We start from the raw sequence: 20,784 nt of genomic DNA, 5'->3' as shown, positions 1-20,784 counted from the left end.
CTACCATCGCCCACGTGGGGGTCTACGGAATCGATCTTGGCACAACGAATTCGGCAATTGCGGCAATCGACGCATATGGTCGGCCGGAGGTGCTGATCGGGCTGAATGGCGAGCCGACCGTTCCGTCGGTGGTCTTGTTCGCCTCCGCCACCGATCACGTGGTGGGCGAGGGCGCGCGGCGACAGGCCCGCCTGGACCCCGAGCACGTGTGCACGCTGGTGAAACGCCGCATGGGGGATGCGGAATGGCGGTTCGGGGCGCACGGGCAGCTGTGGTCCGCGCCCGCGGTGTCGGCGCTCATCCTGAAAAGCCTTGCCGCCGATGCCGAATTCTCCGGCGGCGAACCGGTGCGGCGCGTGGTCATCACGGTGCCCGCCTACTTCGGTGACGAGGAGCGCCGCGCCACCATGCAGGCCGGGACGTACGCCGGATTCGAGGTGGCGGGCGTGCTGTCCGAGCCCATCGCGGCGGCGCTGTCCTACGGGTTCGGGCGGCTGGACGGCGGCCTCGAGATCGACCAGGGTCCGGCCCGCGAGACCGTGCTGGTCTACGACCTCGGCGGCGGCACCTTCGACGCCACCGTCATCGAACTGGCCGATCGGCGCATTTCGGTGCTGGCCGTGGAGGGCGATCACCAGCTCGGCGGCGCGGACTGGGACGAGCGGTTGGCGCTGCACCTGTCCCAGCGCTTCTGTGCGGCCAACCCGGATGCCGAAGACCCCCTGGACGATTCGGTCGGCTCGCAGCTGCTGGTGCTGGCGGCCGAACAGGCCAAGCGCGAACTCACCACGGCCGAGCGCACCGAGGTGGTGATCGCCCACGACGGCGCGCGGGCGGTCATCGAGGTGACCCGCGACGAGCTCGAGACCATGACGGCCTCGCTCATGCGCCGCACCCTCGATCTGACCAAGGCGGTGCTGGCCGCGGCCGAGCAGCGCGGGGTGCGGCGGGTGGACCGGCTGCTGCTGGTCGGCGGTTCCTCGCGCATGCCGATGGTGGCCGAACAGCTGCACAAGGAATTCGGGCTGGCCGGGGAACTGCGCGATCCGGATCTGTCGGTGGCACGCGGGGCCGCGCTCTACGGCGAGAAGCTGGAGATGGAACGGCTCGTCACCGCCGATCTGGTGACCCGCGGGCGGCTCCGCGACCATGCCGAGCTGAGCGAGGCCGCGCCCGCCGATCTGGAGGCCGCGCTGAAGCGGGTGGCCGACTCCTTCGGGCAGCCGGTTGCCTTGGTGCGCCGCATGATCGAGATCCAGGTCGACACCGTGGTGTCGCGGGGCTTCGGGGTGCTGGCGCTGGATCCGTTCAATGGGCTGGCGGCCAGCTGGCTGGTGCATCGCAATCAGACGCTGCCCATCAAGGTGCGGCGCTCCTACGGCACGGTGCGCGCGGATCAGGATCAGATCGAGCTGACCATTGTCGAGCAGCAGGGGCAGGCGGCCTCCACGCGGCCCGAGGACACGAAGGTGTTGGTGGAGGGCAGGATTCGCGATATTCCCCCGGGGTACCCGGAAGGCAGTGAAGTCCGGGTGACCTTCGAGATGGGATTCGACGGCGTGCTGCACGTCACCGCCTACCACGTGGACGCCGACATGCCGTTGACGCTGTCGGTGCAGACCGGTGCCACTCTCTCGCAGGCGGATGTCGAGCGCGAACTGGATCAGCTGCAGCGCACGCGCCGCCGCACTTCTTGACCCGAATCCGTCTCGAACGAAAACCCATGCGCGCCTTCGATCCCAACGACTATCGCAAACGAGTCCTCGCCGCCGTGGAGCGGCGGGGCGGCATCGAGGAATCGGATGCCTTCGAGCTGTACGACATTCCGCTCGAGGAGGCGGCGCGGCTGAGTGACGCCGAGGTGGCGGCGCGCGTCGCGGAAGTATGGGCGTTCTGGCAGAAGCAACGTGATCACCCGAAGTATCGGGTGCTGGTCGGGCTGCTGGTGGACGCGCACAAGGAACTCTCGGAACCCTTGCTGCACACCGGTTCTCGGCTCATCGAGGCCGATCGGGTGCGGCAGTTGCGTGCGCGACGGGAGGCCGAACGCTACGAGATGCTCGATGTCGCCATCGAGCGACTTGTGCAGCGGCACGGTGGAATTCCCGCCGCCAAGATTCCCGGGCTCGAGGACATCGGCCGCATGGGTGGACTGTCGCTGGCCGAGATCGCCGCCCACATTCGCCGCCATCGCATCATCGACGACGGCCCGAGGTCGACGCCGCCCGCCGCGGTCGAGCTGAGTCCCGAACGGCGGCAACAGATTCGCAAGCTGCTCGCCGAATACGAGCGCCTGCTCCCCGGCGACCCGGTACCCACCCTGCTGGCGCTGCTCGGCCTGGATTACTCCGCCGCCCACCGCACCTCCGAGATCCGCCTGCGCGCCGAGGCCTTGCGCGCCCGCACCCGCGAACTCCCACCCGGCCGCGTCCGCGTGGTCCTCGACGAACTCCTCGTCCACGTCCGCGACATCCTCGAACCCGGCGGCGAGATCGTCGACGCCTACCTGCTGGCCATCGTCGAAACGGTCACCGACGACCTCCGCCCAAAGGTCCGCGCCGCCGTCCTCGTCGAAGACCTCTTGGTGACAGCCGATTTCGACTACCTCCTCCGCGAAGCCATCCTCGCGGGCCTCGACCACCCCACCGCCGAACGCGTCCTCATCACCCTCACCGACGAACTGGGCACCGTCGTCGAGGGCCGCGAACACCTCGCCGCCCCACCCCACAGCGGCCCTTCGATCACGTCCACCCAATCCGCGCGCGTCCCAGCGTCTTCCGTCGGGCCGGAATCATTCGACGCTACCCGCGGCGAGGGTGGGGCGGGGGCTCCTGCGCCGGAGCGGTGGCAGGAGGTCCCCTATTCGGGTGGGTCGCCCGCGGTGGGTGTTGGACGGCCGTGGGAGGCGGCGTTGCGGGCGGCGCGGGCCGCGTTACGGGGTGGGCGGCCCACCGAGGCGGCGGGGTTCGTGGCGGATGCGCGGCGGAATCTCGGCGGCGACAGTGCCGGAGTGACATCGGTGGGGGCCGTTGCCGAGGAGGTCGAGCGGGTGTTGGGCGAGGCGGTCGGGCATTGGCGTGGGGCCGTGTCCTGTTGTGCCGGAAGGCGGTTCGTGGAGGCGCTGGCGGAGCACCTGGATTATCTGGATCGGCGGGCGAACGATGTGCCGAATCCGGATGCGCGGGGCGAGAGCCGGGAACTGTTGATCGGGCGGGCGCGGGCGGCGGTGATCGAGGCCGGGCGGATGTTCGAGGCGGTGCCGCCCGGGCCGCCGTCGGTGCGGTTGCGGGCGGTGTTGGACGTGCTCGCGGTGTGCGCCGATCATCCGGAGGCGTTGGCGGCGCTGGCCGAGTTGCAGGTCGGTGCGCCGGGGCAGGTGAGCGCCAGTCGCAAGCCGGATGGCACCGTGGTGATCGCGTGGACCGCGTCGGCGACCGCGCAGGTGGAGTACCGGGTCAAACGGTTGCAGGAGGACGGGTCGTGGCGGGTGGTCGGCCGCACCCGGGGAACCGCGCTCGAGGACGGCGGCGCGCTGGCCGGGCCGGTGCCGGTCTACGGCGTGGTCGCCGCCGTGGGCGGGCAGACCTCGGAAATGGCACGGTCCGACGGGAATTCGGACACCCCGCCCGTGGGTGCCCCCACCGACACCGAGCAACCCAGCGGCATGCCGACCGTCCGCGGCCTCACCGCCCAGCGTGGCCTGCTGGTCTTCGAATGGCCCACCGGCATCACCGAGGTCATGGTGGTGGCCCGCCCCGACGCCCCACCGATCGACCCCGAAGACCCCCACGCGCGCCGCTGGAAAGTCACCAACATGCGCTACGAAATCGACGGCGGCGTCCGCATCCCCGCCGAAATCCCCCGCCCCTGCCACGTCGCCATCGCCTCCTGCCGCCGCGAGCCCTCCGGAACCCTCACCGTCGCCACCGCATTCGCCCCCACCGCCAGAATCCGCTGGGTCGGCTGACCGATCGCCACCTGCCGCCGTGACCTGAGGCGCTTCTCACCGTCGCGGCCGGATCGGCCCCCACCGCCCGAATCCGCCGGGTCGGTTGAGCGCCCATTCGCCGGGTCGGTGGAGATCGGGCGGGGTGGGGCGTGGGAATCTGGTGGGGGTCGGGGCTGTTGGTCAGTACCGGTCGTGATCAGAGAGGCGGAGCTGGGTGAATCCGAAGTTGATGGCGGTGAGCGACATCCATGTCGGTCATCAGGGCAACAAGCCGGTGGTCGAGGCGATCCGCGCGGATTCTCCCGAGGACTGGCTGATCCTGGCCGGTGACGTCGGGGAGAAGACCGATGACATCCGGTGGGCCCTGGAGACCCTGCGGGGCCGCTTCGCCAAGGTCATCTGGGTGCCCGGCAATCACGAATTGTGGACCACCGCAAAGGATCCCGTGCAGATGCACGGCGCGGCCCGCTACGACTACCTGGTGTCGCTGTGCCGCGATCAGGACGTGCTCACCCCCGAGGACCCGTTCCCGGTGTGGGAGGGCGCGGGCGCGGAACACTACGGCGGCAAGGTCACCCTCGCGCCGCTGTTCCTGCTCTACGACTATTCCTGGCTCCCGGCGGGCGCGAAGACCAAGGCCGAGGGCCTGGCCATCGCCAAGGACCGCAACGTGGTCGCCACCGACGAATTCCTGCTCTCCGCCGAGCCGTATCTGACCCGCGACGCCTGGTGTCACGCCCGCGTCCAGTACAGCCAGCGCCGCCTCGACGCCCTGCCCGCCGACACCCCGCTGGTCCTGATCAACCACTGGCCGCTGGTCCGCCAGCCCGTCGACATGATGTGGTACCCGGAGTTCGCGCTCTGGTGCGGCACCGACCTCACCTCCGACTGGCACACCACCTACAACGTGGTCTGCGCCGTCTACGGCCACCTCCACATCCCCCGCACCACCTGGTACGACGGCGTCCGCTTCGAAGAGGTCTCGCTCGGCTACCCCCGCGAGTGGCGGCGGCGCGGCCTGCCCGACCAGCTGCTGCGGCAAATCCTGCCCGTCCCCGACTACGGCGACACCCTCAACGAGTGGGGCGGCCACTTCAAGATCACTCCGGAAATGCGTGCCGCCGCGCTGGAAATGAAGGAGACCATCGAACGCCGCCGCGGCCTCGCGTGACGCGCCGCTGAGAAAACACCGTGAACTTCGGCCGCGGTGAGCCCTCGACACCGGTTCGGCCGTATTTCCCAGCATGATGGTGGGATGGTTGAGCGGGTGAGCGCATGCGTACATTGCTGATACTGATCGTCGTCCTGGTGGCGGCGGTGGTCGTGGGTGACCGGGTCGCGGTCGTGATGGCGCAGAACGAGATTGCCCGCCGCATCGCCAGCGAGTACAGCCTGCCGCATCAGCCGAGCGTGCGCATCGGTGGTTTCCCGTTCCTCACCCAGGCCGTCGACGGCACCTATCACGACATCGATATTCGGGTCGGCGACTGGAACGACAAGGATGTCTCCGTTCGCGATCTCGATGTGAAGCTCACCGATGTCTCGGCGCCGCTGGACGATATTCTCAACGGCCGCATCACGAATCTGGTCGCGGCGACCGCCACCGCGAACGGCGTCGTCTCCTACGACACCGTGCAGCATTACGCGCCCGACGGGATCGAGTCGATCACCTATGGTCCCGACGGCATGGAGGCCAGCGGGAAGTTCTCGGTGCAGGGCATCAAGGTGCCCGCCAAGGTGGTCGCGACCGTCGCTTCCACCGATGACGGCATCAAGGTCACCCCGGTGTCGGTGCGCCCCGCGGCGGGTGGGCCCGCGATCCCGCTGGCGTTGGTGAGCGAATCCCTCGCCTTCACCGTGCCTTTGAAGCAGCTTCCGCTCGGCGCGCATCTGACCACGATCAAGGCCGCCTCCGATGGCATTCACGTCACGGCCGTGGCGAAATCCGTCCACTTCTCGGACCTGCCGAAACCCTGAATCGAGCCCGGTGTGGGCCGGGTCAGTCGGAGGAGAGGCGCAGGCCACCGGCCAGGGCGTCGGCCATGGTGTGGAGCAAGGGGTTTCGGGTGGTGGCGCGCCAGGCGGCGGCGTAGGTGATGACCAGCGGGCGGGGCTGGAGTGGCCGCCAGACGAGTCCCGGCACGGTGGCGGTGCGGGCGGAGCCGACGCCGATGGCCTTGGGGCGCAAGGGGAGTAGTTGCAGCATCTGGGCGTGGCTCATGGCGCTGTCGCTGAGGACCACCGACGCGCCGCGCTCGCGAAGCTGTTCGAGTACCGCGTCGTGGACTTCGGGTGCCGCCTCCCGGGCGAACATGATGAGCTCGTGGTCGCCGATGCGGGCAGGTTCCACCGAACCCTCTGCGGCCAAGGGATTTTCGCGGGACATGACGATCCCGAGCTCCTCCTCGGCGATGGGCGTGAAGGTGAGATGCTCGGCCAATCGAACCGGCAGCCGCAAGACCGCCAGATCCACCTCGTCGCGATCCAGCAGCCGCGCCTGATCCCCACTCGTCCCGGTGGTCAAGGCCACCCGCACCCCCGGCTGCCGCGCCTTCAGCAGCGCCTCGATCCGCCCCGGCAACCATTGCGGCGCACCGTTCACGATCCCCAATCGGAACACCGCGTTTCCCGGTTGCGCCACCGCCCGCGTCTCCCGCAGCGCGACGTCCGCCGCCTCCAGCACATTCCGCGCGGTCTTCAACAGCACTTCCCCGGCCGCGGTCAACTCCACCCCGTGATTCCCCCGAATCAGCAGCGGCCCACCCACCTCCCGCTCGATGGCCCGGATCTGCTGGCTCAACGTCGGAGTCGAGATGAACAACCGCTCCGCCGCGCGCCGAAAATGCAGCTCCTCGGCCACCGCCACGAAGTACCGCAACTGCCGCAACTCCACCCTTGAACTGTAGGCGGCCCCACCCGTGATCGGAGCACCCGCCGACAATGCCGGGACCGACACGCGGGAACGCCCCGGGGCTGGAACCTCCGGGGCGCTCCGAATAGCGGGGGCGGGATTCGAACCCGCGACCTCTGGCATATGAAACCAATGCGCTACCGGCTGCGCCACCCCGCGTCGACGGATACGAAGCTACGCCTGCGGCCATTTCGCCGCGAGCGATTTTCGCGCGGCCCAACCAGGTGGAATGGGTGGGCGCGGTGTTTACGCCCAGCCCGGGTGTGGGGAGGGTTGGGTTACGGTGGCCCAGCGTTCGGCTATGCGGCGGCCCTGGAAGCGCCAGAGGACGAAGCCTTGGAAGGTGAGGGGTTGGCCGGTGGCGCGGTCGGTCCAGCGCCAGACGTTGCGGCACATGACCTTGTCGCCTTCGGCGAGCATGTCCAGGACGGTGACGTGGAGGTCGGGCATGGCCTCGTACATGCCGAGCATCATCTTCTCGTCGCCGGTGAGGTCGGTGGGCTGACCGCCGGGGCCGTCATGATCGAGGAAATCCGGCGTCATATTGCGATGAATGACCGCCGCATTGCGCCGATTGACGAATTCCTCGAAATGGTCGGCGACAAACTGCTTCATGGAATCCAGGGACAGATCGGTGGCCATGATCGCCTCCTCTGAAACGGTCGTACGACCTTTCCATGGTGCGCCGATCCTCCGCTCGCCGTACCCCTTTGGGCAGCGCTGTGGCAGCCACTCGGCGGGTCAGAGGTTGGCGGGGCGGATGACCATGATCGAGGAGGCGCGTTTGCCGGATTCCTTGACGAGGGCGATGGCGTGGCCGGTGGGGTCGATGGCGGCGTAGATGCCTTGCAGGCCAATCGGGTCCAGCCAGCGGCCGTTGCGGAGGTCGTCGGCCTGCGCCTCGGTGATGTCGCGGGTGGGGAAGGCGGTGCGGACGGCGGCGTCGATGTCCAGGCTCAGCATGGGTTCGTTCGCTTCGGCGGCGGCCGACAATTCGTCCAGGGTGCGGGCGTGCTCGAGGGTGAAGGGGCCGACCCGGGTGCGGCGCAGGGCGGTGAGATGGCCGCCGACGCCGAGTTTTTCGCCGAGGTCACGGGCCAGGGCGCGAATGTAGGTGCCCGACGAGCACTCCACCTCGACGTCCAGATCCACGAATTGGGTGGTGCCGGTATCGATATCGCGGCGGGCCAGCACGTCGAAGCGGCTCACGGTGACCGGGCGCGCGGCCAACTCCACTTCCTCACCCGCGCGGGCACGGGCGTAGGCGCGCTCACCATTGATCTTGATGGCGCTGACGGTGGCGGGCACCTGCTGAATGTCACCGGTCAATTCGGCTATGCGCGAGGCGATCTCGGCGTCGGTGAGATGCCCGGCCGCCGTCGTGGCGGTGACCTCACCCTCCGCGTCATCGGTGATCGTGGACTGACCCAGCCGAATCGTGGCCGTGTACGCCTTCGTGGTCAGAATGAGCTGCCCGAGCAACTTTGTCGCACGCTCGACACCCAGCACCAGTACGCCGGTCGCCATCGGGTCGAGCGTGCCCGCGTGCCCAACCTTCTTGGTGCGCAACAACCCTCGGCACTTGGCGACCACGTCATGGCTGGTCCACCCGCCGTCCTTGTCGACGATCACCAGTCCACCGAAGGCATCCACCCGCGGCGGCAACTTCTCCCGCCGAGGGGCGTTCTGCTTGTCCCGCTTGGACTTACCCCGCTCCTGCGCCTGCACAGCGCCGGACGCCGTCCGCGCCGCGCTGGATACGGCATGCGTCGCGTCGAGTTCCCTGTGCGCGGTGCCGGATTCGTCGGTCATCAGGCCTCCACGATCGCGGTCAGGATGAGGCCGTCGGAGATCAGCCAGCGGCCGTCGAACGAGGTCAGGGGGGAGCCGCCGTCGGTGGTGTGGCCGGGGATGAGCAGGTCGCTGTGGAAGGTGCCCTCGCCGCCGGATTCGGACTCCCGATCCACGGTGAAGGTGATGTGGGCGTCCTCGAAGCCGAGCCAGCGGCCGGTCAGCGGATTCCACGCCTTGTAGGTGGCCTCCTTGGCGCAGAACAACAGTCGATCCAGATGCAGGTCGGTGCCGGGCAGCACCGCGGTCAGCCATGCGCGCTCGGCGGGCAGGCTCACCGAATCCAGCACGCCGTCCGGCAGCTGCGCGTGCGGTTCGGCGTCGATGCCGATGGAACGAAATCGCAGCCGGTGCGCCAACGCCGCGGCCCGATAGCCGTCGCAGTGGGTCAGGCTGCCGACAATGCCGCGCGGCCATGCGGGCGCGCCACCCTCGGTCTTGCCGATGGCGACCGCGGGCTCACCTAGCTGGCTCAGCGCCTCGCGGGCGCAGTAGCGCGCGCCGATGAAATCGCGCCGCCGCTTCTCCACCGCGCGCGCAATCAAATGCTCCTCGCCGGGATGCGGTTTCAGATCCTCCGGATACACCGTCAGCTCGGCCGCGGCCACCCCATTGGGAAGAATCCTGCCGAGAATGCGCGCCGACCCCGTATTCCCCGAGGGACCGTGATCCGCCCCGACTGCCCGCTCCTCGATGACCCGCCTCCTGCTCGCTCCCTGCACTGCCGCATCGAGCCTACCGGGCCACGGAATTCGAGATCAGGGAGCTCTCAGCGTGGGAATACGGACAAATTCCGCAGTGAGAGCTCCCTGATCATGTTGCCTCGTTCGGGGCCACGCGTCGGCGCAGCAGGCAGAATTCATTGCCCTCGGGATCGGCCAGCACATGCCAGGTCTCGTTGCCGGTCTGGCCGATATCGACCGGCCGGGCGCCCGCGGCGAGCAGGCGCTCGAGTTCGGCGTCCTGATCGCGGTCGGTGGCGTTCACATCGATGTGCATCGGTAGCTTTCCGCGCCGCGGATCGTCGTTCCGGCTGAACAACAGGGTGACGTGCGGTCCGCCGAAGGTGGAGCCGGGCGGACCGATGAGCCGGTCCTCCGCGTCGCGCTCGATCTCGACGTATCCGAGGACCTCGCACCAGAAGTCCGCCAGCCGTGCGGGATCGGCGCAATCGATGACGAGTTCGGTGATCTTGCAAGCCATGAAATCGACACTACGCGCGGTGTTAGCCCGAGCCTCACACGCGTTCGATCGCGCGTCGTGGACGGTGAATCGTGGCGGCAGTTTGCTGAATGGCATGACAGACAAGGGAATTGCGAAGCAGGCCGGGCGTGTGGTCGTGGTGGGTGGCGGCTCCGGAATGGGGCAGGCGATCGCGGATGCGCTGTTGGGTGAGGGTTATGAGGTGATCATTGTCGGGCGGTCGGAGCAGCGGCTGGCCGACGCGGTGCGGGAGTTGGGAGACGGGAAACTCACCGCCATCGCGGCGGATGTGACCAAGGAGGAACAGGTTTCGCGGCTGTTCGAGACCGTCGGCACGGTTGATCACGTGATCAGCACGGCCGCAGATTTGGCGGGTGCGTACGGACCGGTCGCAACCTTCGATTTCGAGCACGGCCGCGGTTTCATCGAGACGAAGCTCATCGGGTCGATGCTGTTGGCCAAGCACGCGCGACTGACCGAACACGGATCGCTCACCTTCATCTCCGGAATCGCCGCCTACCGCCCGGCGGTGGGCGGGGCAATGGTCGCGTCGGTGAATGCCGCCTTGGAAGGGTTGGCGCGGGCACTTGCCGTGGAGCTTGCCCCGATTCGCGTCAACGCCGTCTCGCCGGGCTGGGTACTGACCGGAATCTGGGACAACATGCCGTGGGAAGACAAGGACGACCGGCTGCGGGCGATGGCCGAGAAGCTGCCCGCGCGTCGCCTGGGACGGCCGGAAGATGTTGCGACGGTGGTGCTTTCACTCTTACGCAGCGAGTTCGTCACCGGCACGGTGCTGCACGTGGACGGCGGCCACCGCCTCGTCTGAAATCCTCCCCACTTCAACGTATATCGGGCGGGGGCTCTTGCCGCAAGACCCAGGGGCGGATCCATAATCGCTGGTCGAAGCGGATTGCGGAAGGGGATTCATGACCGAGCGAATGGCATCCGGGGTCGGACCCGCGCGGCTCGATATCGCCTACGAGGAATTCGGCGAGCCCGGCGACCCGCCGGTGCTGCTGATCATGGGCGGGGCGGCGCAGATGATCCATTGGCCCGAAGAGTTCTGTACCGAATTGAGCGGGCGCGGACTGCGGGTCATCCGCTTCGACTCCCGGGACACCGGGCGGTCGACGTGGATAACCGATGCGCCGGAGCCCGATGTCGTCGCGGCCATGGCCGGGGACGTGTCCTCGGCCGCCTACAACCTGTCGGATATGGCCGCCGACACGGTCGGGCTGCTGGACGCGCTGTCGATCGGCAGCGCGCATCTGGTGGGGCTGTCCATGGGCGGGATGATCGCCCAGACCGTCGCCATCGAATATCCGGACCGGGTGCGCTCGCTGACCTCGATGTCCTCCACGACGGGCGATCCCGCTGTGGGACAACCGAAACCGGGCGTGCTCGGGTCGGCGGGCGGGTGGCCGCGGAATCGGGACGACTACATCGCCTGGCAGGTGCGCAATATCCGGGCGGTCGGTTCACCCGGCTTCGCGTTCGACGAGGCCGCGGTGGCCGACCGCGCGGGCCGCGCCTACGACCGGGGCGTCGACGAGTCGGCGATGATGCGCCACTTCCTGGCCGTGCTGGCCTCCGAGACCGACCGCACGGACAAGCTCGCGACCCTGCGCGTGCCGACCCTGGTGATCCACGGACTCGACGATCCGATGATCGACCTCAGCGGCGGCCGGGCCACCGCGGCGGCGATTCCGGGAGCACGACTGGTCACCTACCCCGGCCTCGGCCACAGCCTGCCCTCGGAGCTGTTCTCCGCGTTCGCCGATGAGATCGCCGCGCTCGTCGCCGAGGCGGAGAAGAACCGCGCCTGAGCGTTAGTGTGCGTCGCTCAACCAGATGGCCTCGGCGGCAATGCTGCCGAGGTCGATGGTGCGCTCGCGCACCCGCACCGCGATCGTCCCCGCGAAATCGCGGCGCTCGACCACCGCGATCGGCGTATCCAACGCGATGCCCAGGGAATCGAAATACCGCAGCATGGCCGGATCGGAGTCGGAAATCCTTGCCACCCGCCCGGCTTCGCCCGCATCGAAATCACTGAGCTGCCGGGCCGGGGGAGTCGGCACCGCGCCGTCCACCGACGGAATCGGGTCGCCGTGCGGATCCCGGTCGGGGTGGCCGAGTTTGGCGTCGATGCGCTCCACCAGCGTCTCGGAGACCGCGTGCTCGAGCACCTCGGCCTCGTCGTGCACCTCGTCCCAGCCGTAGCCGAGCTCATTGACCAGGAACGTCTCGATGAGCCGATGGCGACGCACCATGGCGATGGCGGCCCGGCGGCCGTCCTCGGTGAGCGTGATGGCCCCGTAGCGCGCGTGCTCGACCAACCCCTGATCGGCGAGCTTGCGCACCGCCTCGGACACCGTGGACGCCGAGACGCCGATCTTCTCGGCCAGCAGCTTGGTCGACACCTTCTCCTGCGACCACTCCTGCGCGGTCCAGATCACTTTCAAATAGTCCTGGGCGACCGAGGAGAGCACCGGGGCGACAGTCGCGGTCTTGCCAACGGTCTCGGAAGGTGCGGACGGATCGGCCAGCTCGCGGCGGGTGGCGATGTCTCGTTTTCCGGGCACGTACCCGAGCTTAGGCACACCTGTCGCGGTTTCACACATCGCCGCGCTCGCTGGTAGGAGCGGGGACCGACAAGGGCGGTGGCCCGGTGAACGCACGGTGACGGGCGTGCTTCGGCCCGTGAAGATCCGCACCGCCGAATATTGTCCGATCCGCGCTTTCAGTAGGCTTCCGGTGTGCAGAGATGGCGAAGCCTCGAGGAGATGCCCGCGGACTGGGGCCGGTGTGTCCTCACGATCGGGGTGTTCGACGGCGTGCACCGCGGACATGCCCAGCTGATCAGCCGCGCGGTGAAATCGGCTGCGGTGCGCGGTGTTCCGTCGGTGCTCATGACCTTCGACCCGCACCCGCTGGAGGTGGTGCGGCCGGGTTCGCATCCCGCCCAGCTGTCCACGCTGGAGCGGCGCGCGGAACTGGTCGAGGAACTCGGCATCGACGTGTTCGTGGTCATGCCGTTCACCAGTGAGTTCATGAAGCTCACCCCCGAGGAGTACGTCGAGGATCTGCTCGTCGAGCGTCTGCACGTCTCCGAGGTCGTGGTCGGTGACAATTTCACCTTCGGCAAGCAGGCCAAGGGCACCGTGGACACCATGCGCGAACTCGGCGCCCAGTACGGCTTCGACGTCGACGGTGTGCAACTGCTCGGCGAGCACGCCGTCACCTTCTCCTCCACCTATATTCGCGGTTGCCTGAGCGAGGGCGATGTGAGTGCGGCCGCCGAGGCGCTGGGCCGCCCGCACCGCGTCGAGGGCGTGGTCGTGCACGGCGACGGCCGTGGCAAGGGCCTGGGCTTCCCGACCGCCAATGTGGCCCCGACCATGCACGCCGCGATTCCCGCCGACGGCGTCTACGCGGGCTGGTTCACCGTCCTCGAGCCGGGCGACGAATTCACCGGCCAGCGCCACATGGCCGCCATCTCGGTCGGCACCAACCCCACCTTCGACGGCCGCAATCGCACGGTCGAGCCGCACCTGCTCGACTTCGACGGCGACCTCTACGGCAAGCGCGTGGCCGTCGACTTCGTCGAACAGCTGCGCGGCATGCGCAAATTCGACTCCATCGACGACCTGGTCGAAGCCATCGGCAAGGACGTGGACCAGGCCCGAAAGGTCCTCGACGACGAGACCGGCGACTGAGGGCCGATTTCCGCCATTCGGGATGCTCCGGTAAGCTGGCCCGTTGGGTTTGCTGCGGTCCGCGGTTGCTGCCCAGCCCACCTCTCGTTCGGGGTTTCAGGGGCTTGCCCCTGAGAGTTCCGAGAGTTGGGTCCCCATTCTGAGCGCGGACTGAAACAAGGAGTATCTGTGGCTCTCACCACTGAGCAGAAGAAGGCGATTCTCGCCGAGTACGGCGTGCACGAGAAGGACACCGGTTCGCCGGAGGCGCAGATCGCGCTGCTGTCCAAGCGGATCGCCGACATCACCGAGCACCTCAAGAAGCACAAGCACGACCACCACACCCGCCACGGTCTGATGGCGCTGATCGGTCGTCGCAAGCGGCTCTCGAAGTACCTCCAGGAGAAGGACATCGAGCGTTACCGTTCGCTGATCGAGCGTCTCGGCCTGCGTCGCTGATTTCAGCCGCAGGCGCCTCAGTGACCGAGGTGACACACCTCGTACAGCAGAGGTAGTTGACGAACCGGCCAACGAGGAGGCATAGAATCTCCTCGTTGGCCTTTCGTATATGTGTCCGAAATCCCCACGAGGGGGAGGTCGAGACGTGTATACGCCAACAGAAGCCGTATGCACCCGTCGCGTGGCGTCGGTCTTCGGTAGTGGCTTTTCGGGGCGTAGCAAGAGGATGAACCCTGCGCGCCCGGAGGGCTTCGATCGATGACCGCCTCCGCGTCGCCGTACCCAAGGGGGTACCGGCCGGGTGTGCGTGCCGCTGACCACGAGGGTCGGCGCGCGCCCATGCCGGGTACGGCCGACGAGCCGGATCGCACGAGACGAATGTGCGAGCAACCGGCGAAGACGAGAGGTTGAGAGAAAACACATGTCTGACACCCAGACCAGTTCCGCCGCCGAGGTCGAGCCCGGCGTTTTCGAGTCCGTCGCCCTGATCGACAACGGCGCCTTCGGAACTCGCACCATCCGTTTCGAGACCGGCCGTCTGGCCAAGCAGGCCGCGGGTTCCGTGGTCGCCTACCTCGATGACGAGACCATGCTGCTGTCGGCGACCACCGCCTCCAAGCAGCCCAAGGATCAGTTCGACTTCTTCCCGCTGACGGTGGACGTCGAGGAGCGTATGTACGCCGCGGGCCGCATCCCCGGCTCGTTCTTCCGTCGCGAGGGCCGCCCCTCCACCGACGCGATCCTGACCTGCCGCCTGATCGACCGGCCGCTGCGCCCGTCGTTCGTCGACGGCCTGCGCAACGAGATCCAGGTCGTCGTGACCGTCATGTCGCTGGATCCGAAGGATCTCTACGACGTGGTCGCGATCAACGCCGCCTCGGCGTCCACCCAGATCGCGGGCCTGCCGTTCTCCGGTCCGGTCGGTGGCGTGCGCGTCGCGCTGATCGAGGGCCAGTGGGTCGCGTTCCCGACCGTCGAGCAGCTCGAGGGGGCCGTGTTCGACATGGTCGTCGCGGGCCGCGTGGTCGACGGTGACGTCGCCATCATGATGGTCGAGGCCGAGGCCACCGAGAAGGTCATCGAGCTGGTCGCCGACGGCGCCCAGGCCCCGACCGAAGCCGTTGTGGCGCAGGGCCTCGAGGCCGCCAAGCCGTTCATCGCCCGCCTGTGCAAGGCGCAGTCGGACCTGGCGACCCTGGCCGCCAAGCCGACCGAGGAGTTCCCGATCTTCCTGCCGTACCAGCAGGACGCCTACGAGGCCGTCGAGGGCACCGCCAAGCGTGAGCTGAACGAGGCGCTGTCCATCGCCGACAAGCAGGAGCGCGAGGCGAAGATCGACGAGATCAAGCTCGCCGTGCTCTCGGAGCTCGCGGAGTCCTTCGAGGGCCGCGAGAAGGAGATCGGCGCGGCGTTCCGCTCGGTCACCAAGAAGCTTGTGCGCCAGCGCATCCTGACCGACAGCTTCCGCATCGACGGCCGTGGCCTGGCCGACATTCGCGCGCTGTCCGCCGAGGTCGCCGTGGTGCCGCGGGCCCACGGTTCGGCGCTGTTCGAGCGTGGCGAGACCCAGATCCTGGGCGTCACCACCCTGGACATGGTGAAGATGGCGCAGCAGGTCGACTCGCTCGGCCCGGAGACCTCCAAGCGCTACATGCACCACTACAACTTCCCGCCGTTCTCCACCGGTGAGACCGGTCGCGTGGGTTCGCCCAAGCGTCGCGAGATCGGCCACGGCGCGCTCGCCGAGCGTGCCCTGGTGCCCGTCCTGCCGTCGCAGGAGGAGTTCCCCTACGCCATCCGTCAGGTCTCGGAAGCGTTGGGCTCCAACGGTTCCACCTCGATGGGCTCGGTCTGCGCCTCGACCCTGTCGCTGCTGAACGCCGGTGTGCCGCTCAAGGCCCCCGTCGCCGGTATCGCCATGGGCCTGGTGTCGGACACCGTGAAGAACGACAAGGGTGAGGACGAGGTCCGCTACGTGGCCCTCACCGACATCCTGGGCGCCGAGGATGCCTTCGGCGACATGGACTTCAAGGTCGCCGGTACCCGCGAGTTCGTCACCGCCCTGCAGCTGGACACCAAGCTCGACGGCATCCCGTCGCAGGTCCTCGCGGGTGCGCTGAACCAGGCCAAGGACGCCCGCTACACCATCCTGGACGTGATGGCCGAGGCCATCGCCACCCCGGACGAGATGAGCCCCTACGCACCGCGCGTCACCGCCATCAAGATCCCGGTCGACAAGATCGGCGAGGTGATCGGGCCCAAGGGCAAGGTCATCAACCAGATCACCGAGGACACCGGCGCCAACATCTCCATCGAGGACGACGGCACCGTGTTCGTCGGCGCGACCGACGGCCCGTCGGCGCAGGCCGCGATCGACGCGATCAACGCCATCGCCAACCCGCAGCTGCCGAAGGTCGGCGAGCGCTTCCTGGGCACGGTCGTCAAGACCACCGCCTTCGGCGCGTTCGTCTCGCTGCTGCCGGGCCGCGACGGTCTGGTCCACATCTCGAAGCTGGGCAACGGCAAGCGCGTCGCCAAGGTCGAGGACGTGGTCAACGTGGGCGACAAGATCCGCGTCGAGATCGCCGACATCGACAACCGCGGCAAGATCTCGCTGGTGCCGATCGACGAGGATTCGGACAACTCCGAAGCCTCGGCTGCGGTCGACGCGATCGCAGAGTAATTATTTCTCTGTGACGAAGAAGCAGTCCGCGGTGCGCGCGGGTTCCGCGCGCACCGCGACAGACACCGCCCCCTTGCTCCGGAATCTGGAGCAGGGGGGCTCTTCACTGGTGATCGACCGGAAAGAGGCCCCCGCCACGGACATCGGCGTCCGCCGCACGGTTCTGCCGGGTGGCCTACGAGTGGTCACCGAGCACGTGCCGGGCGTGCGGTCGGCATCGGTCGGCGTGTGGGTCGGGGTCGGCTCGCGCGACGAGGGCCCGACGGTCGCCGGTGCCGCGCATTTCCTCGAGCATCTGCTGTTCAAGGCCACGCCCACGCGCTCGGCCCTGGACATCGCACAGGCCATGGATGGCGTTGGCGGCGAACTGAACGCGTTCACCGCCAAGGAGCAGACCTGCTACTACGCGCACGTGCTCGACGAGGATCTGCCGCTGGCGGTGGATCTCGTCTCCGACGTGGTGCTCAATGGTCTGTGCCGGGCCGAGGATGTCGCGGTCGAGCGTCAGGTGGTGCTGGAGGAGATCTCCATGCGCGACGACGACGCCGAGGACATGGTCGGCGACGCCTTCCTCACCGCGCTGTTCGGCGATCATCCGGTGGGGCGGCCGGTGATCGGCAGCATCGAGACCATCGAATCCATGCAGGCCAACCAGCTGCGCTCGTTCCATCTGCGCCGCTACCGTCCCGACCGCATGGTGGTGGCCGTGGCGGGCAATATCGAGCACGACCACGTGGTCGAATTGGTGTACCGCGCCTTCGCGAATCGCCTCGAACCCGGACTCGAGCCCGCGCCCCGGCGCGAGGGTCGGTTCCGTCCGCGCGGCAATCCGGAGCTGCTGCGCATTCAGCGCGACAGCGAGCAGGCGCACCTGGTCTTCGGCACCCGGGCCTTCGGCCGCCACGAGGGCGAGAAGCGCTGGCCGCTGTCGGTGCTCAATACCGTGCTCGGCGGCGGTCTGAGTTCGCGGCTGTTCCAACGGATTCGGGAGGAGCGCGGCCTGGCGTACTCGGTGTACTCCAGCGTCGACACCTTCGCCGACACCGGCGCGTTCTCGGTCTACATCGGCTGCCAGCCCGAAAACCTCGGCCACGTCGCCACTTTGGCGCGCGGCGTGCTCGAGGACGTCGCGGCCAACGGCATCACCGACGCGGAATGCGCCCGCGCCAAGGGTTCGCTGCGCGGCGGTCTGGTGCTCGGGCTCGAGGATTCCGGCTCCCGCATGAATCGCATCGGCCGCTCGGAACTCAGCTACGGCAACCACCGCAGCGTCTCCGACACCCTGCTGCGCATCGACGAGGTCACCACCGACGAGGTCTCCAAGATCGCCGCGACCCTCCTCGCCCGCCCCTTCGGCGTGGCGGTGGCGGGACCCTATCGGCGCACGCGGGACCTGCCGGTCGCCGTACGTCGTTTGGTTCCCTGAGAATTCGCGGATTCGCCCGCGAATTCGCTACCCGGCGGTAGTTTCCCGTTGCCGGTGAGGTATGCCCGTTTGTGGCTATGATCACCTCGCCGGAATGGGAGGGGTCAGTGCTTTCTCCAGGTGAGAACTTCGCCGGGTATGTGATCGAACGCGAGCTCGGGCGTGGCGGAATGGGCGCCGTGTACTTGGCGCGCCATCCCCGACTGCCGCGATGGATCGCGCTCAAGGTATTGAACGCGGAATTCCACGGCGACAACCAGACTCACGCGCGCTTCGAGCGCGAGGCCGATCTGGCCGCGCGATTGAATCACCCGGGCGTGGTCACCGTGTACGACCGGGGGGTCGAGGACGGGCGACTGTGGATCGCCATGCAATACGTCGACGGCGTCGAGGCCGAGGCGGTGACGGATATGACGGCCGAGCAGGCCGTGGAGATCGTCACCGCCACGGCCGACGCGCTCGATTACGCGCATCGGGTGGGTGTGCTGCATCGGGATGTGAAGCCCGCCAATATCTTGCTGGCGCGCGAGACGCGGGAACAGCAGGCGGGGGTGCTGCTCACCGACTTCGGGATCGCCCGACTCCAGGAGGACACGGGGGGACTCACCGGGTCCGGATCGGTGATGGCGACGCTGGCCTACGCCTCGCCCGAACAGTTGCAGAATCATCCGGTGGGGCCGTGGTCGGATCAATATTCGTTGGCCTGCACGCTGTTTCGATTGTTGACCGGGTTCACGCTGTTTCCGGCGTCGGATCTCGGGGCGATCGTGAAATCGCATTTGTACGACAATCCGCCGCCGGTGCGGAGTCGGCGGCCCGGGCTGCCCGCGGCATTGGACCCGGTGTTCGCGCGGGCGCTGGCCAAGGATCCGGAGGCGCGGTATCCGTCGTGTTCGGAGTTCGCGGCGGCGGCGCGGCGGGCCTTGACGGTCGGGGATCCGGTGGGTTCGGCGACCATCTCGATTCGTGAGCGAACCCCGGACAAGCCGGTGCGCCGGGCGGATTCGGCCGCGGCGAATCGGCGGGGGAGCGCGACGGGTCCGCGGCCCCGGCAGGACCCGCGAGCCTTGCAGTCGGGTGCCCATGCCCAGCGCCGGTCGGCGCAGCAGTCGGTGGCATTGCGCTCGGGTCGGCTCACCGACATTCCGGCGCTCATGGGTCCGCCCAGCGATCGGTTCCCGAAAGTCACTGCGGCGGAATCGAAAACGCGGCCGATGACCGGTCGCCGGTGGATCCTGGGGTTGCGGGCCGTGGTGCTGCTGGGTGTCTGCCTCGCGGCCGCACTGGGACTCGCGCTGTTTCTCGTGACGCCGTCCGGCAATACCGCCAAACCCAAGTCGCCCGCCGCCGAAATCGCCGAAATCAGTGCGGCCTTCCCGGGATTGGTGCCGCGCAATCCCGAACTGGGTTCCGGCTACGCGGCCGCCAGCTGCCGCGTGGTCGATCACGACACCCGGGACTTCCTGCCGCCCATCGCCTTCGAGGGCTGGTCTGCGGCCTGGGACTGCCAGTACTCGGCCGACCACGAGGTCCGCGAGTACGTCGTTTTCGCCTACAGCTCCGCGGCCGTGGCGCGAGCGGCGACGCACCGCATCCGTCCCGCCGGAAGCACCTTGGAGGACCTCACCTTCAAGGAGTTCTGCGGCAAGAAGCAGTACACCAACCACCGTTTCGACGCCCCGGTCGACGTTCCCTCCACCGCCTTCGCCACCTCCTTCTTCGACGATCCGGCCCGCGAGAAGTTCCTCCTCTACACCCGAGGCAACCCCAGCACCCCCAGCGGCATTGTCGACTGGTGGAAAACCTTGCCGCTCACCCCGTAGTGACGAACACCGCACCTCCCCCCATCCAGTACGGGCGTACCGTAAAACGCGTTCGTAGGGGATGTGGAAGGGAGCGCAATGTCGAATCGGTATGCGCGGATCGCCTTCTCGGAGGCGGCGCGGGAGCGACAGCGGATCGCGGGGAGCTATCGGGACTACGGTGCGCAACTCGAGAACGGTCGCGATGAGCCCCAGGCGCTCGAGATGCGCGAGAAGGGATTCATTCGAGCCGCCGACTCCTTCTTCCTCGGCACCACCACCCCCGACGGCTGGCCCTACATCCAACATCGCGGCGGCCCACAGGGTTTCGTCCAGGTCCTCGACGACCGAACCATCGCCTTCGCCGACCTGTCCGGCAATCACCAGTACGTCACCGTCGGCAACCTCACCACCAACGACCGCGTCACCCTCTTCTTCATCGACTACCCGCTCCGCGAACGCCTGAAGCTCTACGGCCGCGCCCGCATGGTCGAACGCGCCGACGACCCGGACCTGGTCGACCGCGTCGCCAGCGCCTACACCGGCGCGATCCAGAAGATCGCCGAACGCGCCATCCTCATCACCGTCGAAGCCACCAACTGGAACTGCGTCAAATACATCCGCCCCCGCTTCACCAAGGCCCGCCTCGACGAGGCCGTAGCCCTCGAACGCCGCACCGCCGCCGCCGACCGCGACCGCCTCACCGCCGAGATCGACCAACTGCGCCGCGAGAACGAGGCACTGCGAGCGCAATTGGACGAAATGTCGGCGCGCTAGCCTTCCCGACCATCGTGGTACTCGC

18 protein-coding genes and 1 tRNA gene are annotated in these 20,784 nt (G+C 68.1%); 12 read left to right on the top strand and 7 right to left on the bottom strand.

Features of this window, described 5'->3' with window-relative positions; genetic code table 11:
* Positions 1–14 precede the first annotated feature (14 nt).
* The 4 genes from VMT40_RS09530 (at position 15) to VMT40_RS09515 (ending at position 5,926) form a co-directional block, all read left to right on the top strand.
* A complete protein-coding gene (locus VMT40_RS09530) occupies positions 15–1,697 on the top strand; it encodes an Hsp70 family protein (RefSeq protein ID WP_326357616.1) in 1,683 nt (560 codons plus the stop codon).
* A 26-nt stretch (positions 1,698–1,723) separates the two neighbouring features.
* Entirely contained in the window at positions 1,724–3,967 is a 2,244-nt protein-coding gene (locus tag VMT40_RS09525) for an Ig-like domain repeat protein (protein ID WP_326357615.1), read from the top strand.
* 196 nt (positions 3,968–4,163) lie between these two features.
* Positions 4,164–5,120, top strand: a complete 957-nt coding sequence (locus tag VMT40_RS09520; protein WP_326357614.1) for a metallophosphoesterase family protein — start codon at positions 4,164–4,166, stop codon at positions 5,118–5,120.
* 104 nt (positions 5,121–5,224) lie between these two features.
* Positions 5,225–5,926, top strand: coding sequence for an LmeA family phospholipid-binding protein (locus VMT40_RS09515; protein ID WP_326357613.1), 702 nt, complete (start codon positions 5,225–5,227; stop codon positions 5,924–5,926).
* A gap of 22 nt (positions 5,927–5,948) precedes the next feature.
* On the opposite strand, the gene VMT40_RS09510 is transcribed toward VMT40_RS09515, so the two are convergent.
* The 6 genes from VMT40_RS09510 to VMT40_RS09485 all read right to left on the bottom strand — a co-directional run bounded on the left by VMT40_RS09510 (position 5,949) and on the right by VMT40_RS09485 (position 9,914).
* Entirely contained in the window at positions 5,949–6,842 is an 894-nt protein-coding gene (locus VMT40_RS09510; protein ID WP_326357612.1) for a LysR substrate-binding domain-containing protein, read from the bottom strand.
* 104 nt (positions 6,843–6,946) lie between these two features.
* Positions 6,947–7,019: transfer RNA gene (locus tag VMT40_RS09505), tRNA-Met, on the bottom strand.
* A gap of 87 nt (positions 7,020–7,106) precedes the next feature.
* Complete coding sequence (locus tag VMT40_RS09500; RefSeq protein ID WP_326357611.1) at positions 7,107–7,502, bottom strand: ester cyclase; 396 nt, start codon at positions 7,500–7,502, stop codon at positions 7,107–7,109.
* A 99-nt stretch (positions 7,503–7,601) separates the two neighbouring features.
* Positions 7,602–8,672 (bottom strand): tRNA pseudouridine(55) synthase TruB, encoded by a 1,071-nt coding sequence (gene truB, locus VMT40_RS09495; protein ID WP_326357610.1) that lies wholly within the window; start codon positions 8,670–8,672, stop codon positions 7,602–7,604.
* Complete coding sequence (gene npt, locus VMT40_RS09490; protein WP_326358556.1) at positions 8,672–9,346, bottom strand: 4'-phosphopantetheinyl transferase Npt; 675 nt, start codon at positions 9,344–9,346, stop codon at positions 8,672–8,674. Before npt ends, truB begins: the two co-directional genes overlap by 1 nt.
* Positions 9,347–9,524: 178 nt before the next feature.
* Entirely contained in the window at positions 9,525–9,914 is a 390-nt protein-coding gene (locus tag VMT40_RS09485; RefSeq protein ID WP_326357609.1) for a VOC family protein, read from the bottom strand.
* 94 nt (positions 9,915–10,008) lie between these two features.
* On the opposite strand from VMT40_RS09485, the gene VMT40_RS09480 reads away from it, so the two are divergent.
* Together VMT40_RS09480 and VMT40_RS09475 are read left to right on the top strand one after the other, a co-directional pair.
* Complete coding sequence (locus VMT40_RS09480; protein ID WP_326357608.1) at positions 10,009–10,743, top strand: SDR family oxidoreductase; 735 nt, start codon at positions 10,009–10,011, stop codon at positions 10,741–10,743.
* Between the two features lie 100 nt (positions 10,744–10,843).
* Complete coding sequence (locus VMT40_RS09475) at positions 10,844–11,743, top strand: alpha/beta fold hydrolase (protein ID WP_326357607.1); 900 nt, start codon at positions 10,844–10,846, stop codon at positions 11,741–11,743.
* 3 nt (positions 11,744–11,746) lie between these two features.
* On the opposite strand, the gene VMT40_RS09470 is transcribed toward VMT40_RS09475, so the two are convergent.
* The gene (locus VMT40_RS09470) at positions 11,747–12,517 is read right to left on the bottom strand and encodes a metal-dependent transcriptional regulator (protein WP_442789941.1); all 771 of its coding nucleotides are present in this window, start codon (positions 12,515–12,517) and stop codon (positions 11,747–11,749) included.
* A 156-nt stretch (positions 12,518–12,673) separates the two neighbouring features.
* On the opposite strand from VMT40_RS09470, the gene VMT40_RS09465 reads away from it, so the two are divergent.
* From VMT40_RS09465 to VMT40_RS09440, 6 genes are all read left to right on the top strand, one after another.
* On the top strand, positions 12,674–13,633 hold the full coding sequence (locus VMT40_RS09465; protein ID WP_326357605.1) for a bifunctional riboflavin kinase/FAD synthetase: 960 nt from the start codon (positions 12,674–12,676) through the stop codon (positions 13,631–13,633).
* A 168-nt stretch (positions 13,634–13,801) separates the two neighbouring features.
* Positions 13,802–14,071 (top strand): 30S ribosomal protein S15, encoded by a 270-nt coding sequence (rpsO, locus tag VMT40_RS09460; RefSeq protein WP_326308720.1) that lies wholly within the window; start codon positions 13,802–13,804, stop codon positions 14,069–14,071.
* 421 nt (positions 14,072–14,492) lie between these two features.
* Entirely contained in the window at positions 14,493–16,754 is a 2,262-nt protein-coding gene (locus tag VMT40_RS09455; protein ID WP_326357604.1) for a polyribonucleotide nucleotidyltransferase, read from the top strand.
* Between the two features lie 85 nt (positions 16,755–16,839).
* Positions 16,840–18,180, top strand: coding sequence for a M16 family metallopeptidase (locus VMT40_RS09450; protein ID WP_442789969.1), 1,341 nt, complete (start codon positions 16,840–16,842; stop codon positions 18,178–18,180).
* A 107-nt stretch (positions 18,181–18,287) separates the two neighbouring features.
* Positions 18,288–20,003 carry a serine/threonine-protein kinase gene (locus VMT40_RS09445; RefSeq protein ID WP_326357603.1) on the top strand — a complete coding sequence of 572 codons (1,716 nt, stop codon included), beginning with the start codon at positions 18,288–18,290 and terminating at the stop codon, positions 20,001–20,003.
* Between the two features lie 78 nt (positions 20,004–20,081).
* Complete coding sequence (locus tag VMT40_RS09440) at positions 20,082–20,759, top strand: pyridoxamine 5'-phosphate oxidase family protein (protein ID WP_326357602.1); 678 nt, start codon at positions 20,082–20,084, stop codon at positions 20,757–20,759.
* Positions 20,760–20,784 lie beyond the last annotated feature (25 nt).

Origin of the sequence: Nocardia sp. CDC160 (assembly GCF_035818795.1) — a bacterium.
Lineage (GTDB): Bacteria > Actinomycetota > Actinomycetes > Mycobacteriales > Mycobacteriaceae > Nocardia.
Note: the sequence above shows the minus strand (reverse complement) of the source record. Positions and strands in the feature narration are given on the sequence as shown.